At 69.7% G+C, this 6,229-nt stretch carries 3 protein-coding genes and 1 pseudogene; 3 read left to right on the top strand and 1 reads right to left on the bottom strand.

The genetic code is table 11. The features are described 5' to 3' along the window. Position 1: 1 nt before the first annotated feature. Positions 2–3,016, bottom strand: coding sequence for an excinuclease ABC subunit UvrA (gene uvrA, locus ACWGI8_RS37235; protein ID WP_453667862.1), 3,015 nt, complete (start codon positions 3,014–3,016; stop codon positions 2–4). A gap of 222 nt (positions 3,017–3,238) precedes the next feature. Here uvrA and ACWGI8_RS37230 point away from each other — a divergent pair. The 3 genes and pseudogenes from ACWGI8_RS37230 to ACWGI8_RS37220 all read left to right on the top strand — a co-directional run bounded on the left by ACWGI8_RS37230 (position 3,239) and on the right by ACWGI8_RS37220 (position 6,124). Further along, positions 3,239–3,939: pseudogene (locus tag ACWGI8_RS37230) on the top strand (maleylpyruvate isomerase family mycothiol-dependent enzyme). A 21-nt stretch (positions 3,940–3,960) separates the two neighbouring features. Next, positions 3,961–4,617, top strand: coding sequence for an MBL fold metallo-hydrolase (locus ACWGI8_RS37225; protein ID WP_453667861.1), 657 nt, complete (start codon positions 3,961–3,963; stop codon positions 4,615–4,617). 226 nt (positions 4,618–4,843) lie between these two features. After that, positions 4,844–6,124, top strand: coding sequence for an MFS transporter (locus ACWGI8_RS37220; protein WP_453667860.1), 1,281 nt, complete (start codon positions 4,844–4,846; stop codon positions 6,122–6,124). Positions 6,125–6,229: the final 105 nt, after the last annotated feature.

The following is a 6,229-nucleotide window of genomic DNA, read 5'->3' as shown; positions in this document are numbered from 1 at the left end:
GTCAGGCCTTGCGCGCCCGGGTACGAGCCGGGGCCGCCTTCTTCACCGGTGTCGCGTTCGCCGTGACCGTCTTCTTCTTCACCGCGGTGGCGTTGGCCGAGACCGTCTTCTTCGCCGTGGCCTTCTTCGCCGCCGTCTTGCGGGACTGCGGCGGCACCGCGTCGCTGATGCGCTCCGGGCTCAGGATGTCCCGCAGGAACTTGCCGGTGTGGCTGGCGGGGACGCCCGCGACCTGCTCGGGGGTGCCCTCGGCGATGACGAGGCCGCCGCCGTTGCCGCCCTCGGGGCCCATGTCGAGGACCCAGTCCGCGGTCTTGATGACGTCCAGGTTGTGCTCGATGACGATCACCGTGTTGCCCTTGTCGACCAGCCCGGACAGCACATTGATCAGCTTCGAGATGTCCTCGAAGTGCAGACCGGTGGTCGGCTCGTCCAGGACGTACACCGTGCGGCCCGTGGAGCGCTTCTGCAGCTCCGAGGCCAGCTTCACGCGCTGCGCCTCACCACCCGACAGCGTCGGCGCCGACTGCCCGAGGCGGACATAGCCCAGGCCCACCTCGCTGAGCGTCTTCAGATGGCGGGCGATCGTCGGCACGGCCTCGAAGAAGTGCAGCGCCTCCTCGATCGGCATGTCCAGCACCTCGGCGATGGACTTGCCCTTGTAGTGGACCTCCAGGGTCTCCCGGTTGTAGCGCGCACCGTGGCAGACCTCGCACGGGACGTACACATCCGGCAGGAAGTTCATCTCGATCTTGATCGTGCCGTCGCCCGAGCAGTTCTCGCAGCGGCCGCCCTTGACGTTGAAGGAGAAGCGGCCGGGCAGATAGCCGCGGACCTTCGCCTCCATCGTCTCGGCGAAGAGCTTGCGGACGTGGTCGAAAACGCCGGTGTACGTGGCCGGGTTGGAGCGGGGCGTCCGGCCGATGGGCGACTGGTCCACGTGCACGACCTTGTCGACGAGATCGTCGCCGTCCACGCGCGTGTGCCGGCCCGGGACCGACTTTGCGCCGTTGAGCTCGCGCGCCAGGTGCGTATACAGAATGTCGTTGACCAGCGTCGACTTGCCGGAGCCGGAGACTCCGGTAACCGCCGTGAGGACGCCGAGCGGGAACGACACATCGATGTCCCGGAGGTTGTTCTCACGGGCGCCGTGCACCGTCAGCTGCCTGGCCGGGTCCATGGGGCGCCGGATGTCCGGCGTCGGGATGGACTTCTTCCCGGAGAGGTACTGCCCGGTCATCGAGTCCTTGTTGCCCAGCAGCTCCTTCAGCGGGCCGGAGTGGACGACCTTGCCGCCGTGCTCGCCCGCGCCCGGGCCGATGTCGACGACCCAGTCGGCCACCTTGATGGTGTCCTCGTCGTGCTCCACGACGATCAGGGTGTTGCCCATGTCCCTGAGGCGGACCAGGGTCTCGATGAGCCGGTGGTTGTCGCGCTGGTGCAGGCCGATGGACGGCTCGTCCAGGACGTACAGCACGCCGACGAGTCCGGAGCCGATCTGCGTGGCGAGCCGGATGCGCTGCGCCTCGCCGCCGGAGAGCGTGCCGGCTGCGCGGTTGAGCGAGAGGTAGTCGAGGCCGACGTCGACCAGGAACCTCAGCCGTTCGTTGACCTCCTTGAGGACCCGCTCGGCGATCTTCTTGTCGCGGGCGTTGAGCCTCAGCTCCCCCAGGAACTCGGCGCACTCGCTGATCGACATCGCGGAGACCTCGGCGATGGACTTCTCCATGACCGTGACCGCGAGGACGATCGGCTTGAGGCGGCTGCCCTCACAGGTCGGGCAGGGCACCTCGCGCATATAGCCCTCGAAACGCTCCCGGCTTGAGTCGCTCTCGGCCTCGCTGTGGCGCCGCTTGACGAAGGAGACCGCGCCCTCGAAGGCGGGCGTGACGTACGCCCGCTCCCTCCCGTACCGGTTCCGGTAGCGGACCTCGACCTGGGTCTTGTGGCCGTACAGCAGGGCCTTCTTGGCCCGCTGCGGCAGCCCCGCCCACGGCATGTCGGTGGAGAAGCCGAGCGCCTGGGCGAGCCCGCCGATGAGCCGCCCGAAATACTCCTTGGTGTGGCCGTGGGACCAGGGGTGGATCGCACCCTCGTCGAGCGAGCGCTCCTCGTCGGGGACGATCAGCTCGGGGTCGACCTCCATGCGCGTGCCGATGCCGGTGCAGTCGGGGCAGGCGCCGAACGGCGAGTTGAAGGAGAAGGAGCGCGGCTCCAGCTCCTCGAAGGACAGGTCGTCGTACGGGCAGTACAGATGCTCCGAGTACATCCGCTCGCGCTCGGGGTCGTCCTCGGGGAGGTCGACGAAGTCGAGCACGACCATGCCGCCGGAGAGGCCGAGCGCGGTCTCGACGGAGTCGGTGAGCCGGCGCTTGGCGCTGTCCTTGACGGTGAGGCGGTCGACGACCACCTCGATCGTGTGCTTCTCCTGCTTCTTCAGCTTGGGCGGCTCGGTGAGCTGGACGGTCTGCCCGTCGACCCTCGCCCGCGCATACCCCTTGGTCTGGAGGTCGGCGAAGAGGTCGACGAACTCGCCCTTGCGCTCGCGGACGAGCGGCGACAGCACCTGGAAGCGGCTGCCCTCGGGGAGCTCGAGCACCTTGTCGACGATGGCCTGCGGCGACTGGCGCGAGATGGGGCGGCCGCACTCGGGACAGTGCGGCTTGCCGATCCGGGCGAAGAGCAGCCGGAGGTAGTCGTACACCTCGGTGATCGTGCCGACCGTGGAGCGCGGATTGCGCGACGTGGACTTCTGGTCGATCGAGACGGCCGGGGAGAGACCCTCGATGAAGTCGACGTCCGGCTTGTCCATCTGGCCGAGGAACTGCCGGGCATAGGAGGAGAGCGACTCGACGTACCGGCGCTGCCCCTCGGCGAAGATCGTGTCGAACGCGAGGGACGACTTGCCCGACCCCGAGAGCCCGGTGAAGACGATGAGTGAGTCACGCGGGAGGTCGAGCGAGACGTTCTTGAGATTGTGCTCGCGAGCGCCACGGACGATGAGACGGTCGGCCACGCCGGGTCCGCACCTTTCTTGAGGGAGGTCGTGAGAAGAATCGGGGGCAGAGCCCCCGTCGCGGACTGCTCCAGGCTAGGGGGACCACGAGACCGATGACTGCCGGACGAATGAATGCCCGCCTTCCAAGGATGCCTCTCACGAGCCTATAGCACGCGCATTCGATTTTCGGGCGGGTGCGTCACCTTCACTCGAACGTGTGGCGGGGCTATCGTCTTCCCCATGATCGATCCCGTGCGTGACCTGGCATCAGTACGCGAAGCGACGGACCGGCTCCTCACCGCAGCCGCCACCCTGGACAACGCGGCGGTCGCGGAGCCGTCACGGCTCCCCGGCTGGACCCGCGGCCATGTCCTGGCCCACCTCGCCCGCAACGCGGACGCTCTTGTGAACGTGCTCCAGAGCCGCCCGATGTACCCCAGCGCGGAGGCGCGCGAGGCGGACATCGAGCGCGACGCGCCCCGCCCGCTCGCCGTCCACCTCGACGACGTACGCGACAGCGCCGCCCGCTTCCAGGCGGTGGGCGCCGGGGAGGCCGACTGGGCCCGGATCGTGGAGCTGCGCAACGGCGTGAAGGACGCGGCTGCCCGGATTCCCTTCCGGCGGCTGGTGGAGGTCGAGCTGCACCATGTCGACCTGGGCATCGGCTACGAGCTGGAAGACCTGCCGGACGAGTTCGTCCGGCGCGAGATCGACTTCCTCGCCGAGCGTTTCGGCGGCCACAAGGATGTGCCGTCGACCGGTCTGGCCGCCGAGGACGGGCAGACCTGGACGACCGGCGGCGCCAGAACGGTTGGGCGAGCGGTGGTCCCGTTGTCGTCAGGGGACCCGCGCCCGACCTCCTCGGCTGGCTGTCCGGCCGCCGGGACGGCTCGGCGCTGGTGGCCACCGGCGGCCCGCTGCCGGTGCTGCCGCCCCTGTAGTCGGCTGAGTACGCTGACCCCATGACATACAGCGGAGCGGTGAAGGTCGGCGGTCCGGCGGATGTGCACGAGCTCGCGGACCTGATGATTTCCAAGGTCGCCGTCGGCCCCATGGACAACAACTCCTATCTGCTGCGCTGCCGGACCACCGGCGAGCAGTTGCTGATCGACGCGGCCAACGAGGCCGAGACACTGCTCACGCTGATCGGTGACGACGGCATCACGGCCGTCGTCACCACCCACCGGCACGGCGACCACTGGCAGGCCCTGGCCGATGTGGTCGCGGCGACCGGCGCGCGCACCTACGCGGGCCGGTACGACGCGGCGGGCATTCCGGTGCCGACCGATGTGCTGGTCGAGGACGGGGACACGATCAAGGTCGGCCGGGTCGAACTCACCGCCCGTCATCTGGTGGGCCACACGCCCGGATCGATCGCTCTCGTCTACGACGACCCGCACGGCCATCCCCATGTCTTCACCGGCGACTGTCTCTTCCCCGGTGGCGTGGGCAACACATGGAAGGACCCGGAGGCGTTCGCCTCGCTGATCCGCGACGTCGAGACGAAGCTCTTCGCGGTACTGCCGGACGAGACCTGGGTCTACCCGGGCCACGGCAACGACACGACGCTCGGCAACGAGCGGCCGCATCTGCCGGAGTGGCACGAGCGCGGCTGGTGACCGAAGGGTGAGCGGCCGACGGGACGGTCTGCGACGGACGGCAGGGCGGCAGGGGCGGCAGCGGGGTGAGATCCGGGCGCCGGTCGCCCGGTCGCGGTGAGCGATCTCGCTCCGGCATGCTTCCGCACGCCCCCCGTAACCACGGGTGATTACGGGTAGTTGGCGCGACATGCGCACACGTAACTCTCCGTCGCCGCCCCCCTCGTCCCCGCCGTCGCCCCCGTCCATGACCCGGCTCGCGGCAGCCGCCCTCGCCGGGACGGCCATCGAGTTCTACGACTTCTTCGTCTACGGCACGGCCGCGGCGCTGGTGCTGGGGCCGCTGTTCTTTCCTACGTTCTCGCCGCTCGCCGGGACGCTCGCCGCTTTCGGCACGTTCGCTATCGGTTTCCTGTCGCGGCCGCTCGGCTCCGTACTCTTCGGGCACATCGGTGACCGATACGGGCGCCGGCCGGTGCTCTTCGCCTCGCTGCTGCTGACCGGGCTGGCCACGGTCGCGGTCGGCTGCGTGCCGTCGTACGCGACCCTCGGCGTCACCGCTCCCCTCCTGCTGCTGGTGCTGCGCTTTCTGCAGGGCCTCGGGCTCGGCGGCGAATGGGGCGGGGCTGTGCTGCTGACGGCCGAGCATGCGCCCGCGGGGCGCCGCGGGCTGTGGGCGAGCTTCCCTCAGATCGGGCCGGCCGTCGGATTTTTGCTGGCCAACGGGGTGATGCTGGCACTGTCCGCCGGGCTGAGCGATGCCCAGTTCCGGGAGTGGGGCTGGCGGGTACCGTTCTGGGCGGCCGGTCTGCTCGCGGCGGGCGGACTGCTGCTGCGCAGCTCTCTGGCGGAGACGCCGCAGTTCGAGCAGATCACCGAACGGTCGCGGCTGCCGCTGGCCGATGTGCTGCGCGGCCACTGGCGGCTGGTGCTGCTGACGGCCGGGGCGCTCTCGGTCGGCTACGCCGTCTTCTACGCGGTCTCCACCTGGGCGCTGGCGTACGGCACGGAGCAGCTCGGGGTGAGCCGTACGGCGATGCTCGTCTGCATCATGGCGGCCGTGGCCGTGAAGGGTGCGGCGACGCCCTTCCTGGCGATGCTCGGTGACCGCTACGGGCGGCGGCCGCTGTGTCTCATCGGGTGCGCTGCCATCGCGCTGTGGATGTTCCCGATGGCCGCGCTGCTGCAGACCGCCGAGCCGGTGCTGATGTTCGTCGGGTTCCTCGGCGCGCTGTTGGCGTTCATCACCATGTTCGCCGTGGTCGCGGCGTATCTGCCGGAGCTGTACGAGCCGAGGGTGCGGTGTACGGGCGCGGCGGTCGGCTACAACCTGGCGGGCGTGCTGGGCGGCGCGCTGACGCCGATCGTGGCCACGGCGCTGGCGGGCGGGAGCGGCCCGCCGTGGGGTGTGGCGGCGTATCTGACCGGGATGGCCCTGCTCAGCTTCGGGTGCTTCGCGCTGCTGCCGGAGACTTTGCCGGCGCGGACGACGGACACGCAGCCCGCGGAGGCGCGGGCGACGACCTGACGCGCCCGGGACGTCAGCCGTTCGCCATTCGCCATTCGCTGTTCGCTGTTCGCTGTTCGCTGTTCGCCTGCCACGCGGACACCGGCCGGGTTGCTGGGCAACCCC

The organism is Streptomyces sp. NPDC054841 (assembly GCF_053611045.1).
The sequence above is the reverse complement of the archived record's forward strand: the minus strand, read 5'-3'. Positions and strand labels throughout refer to the sequence as shown.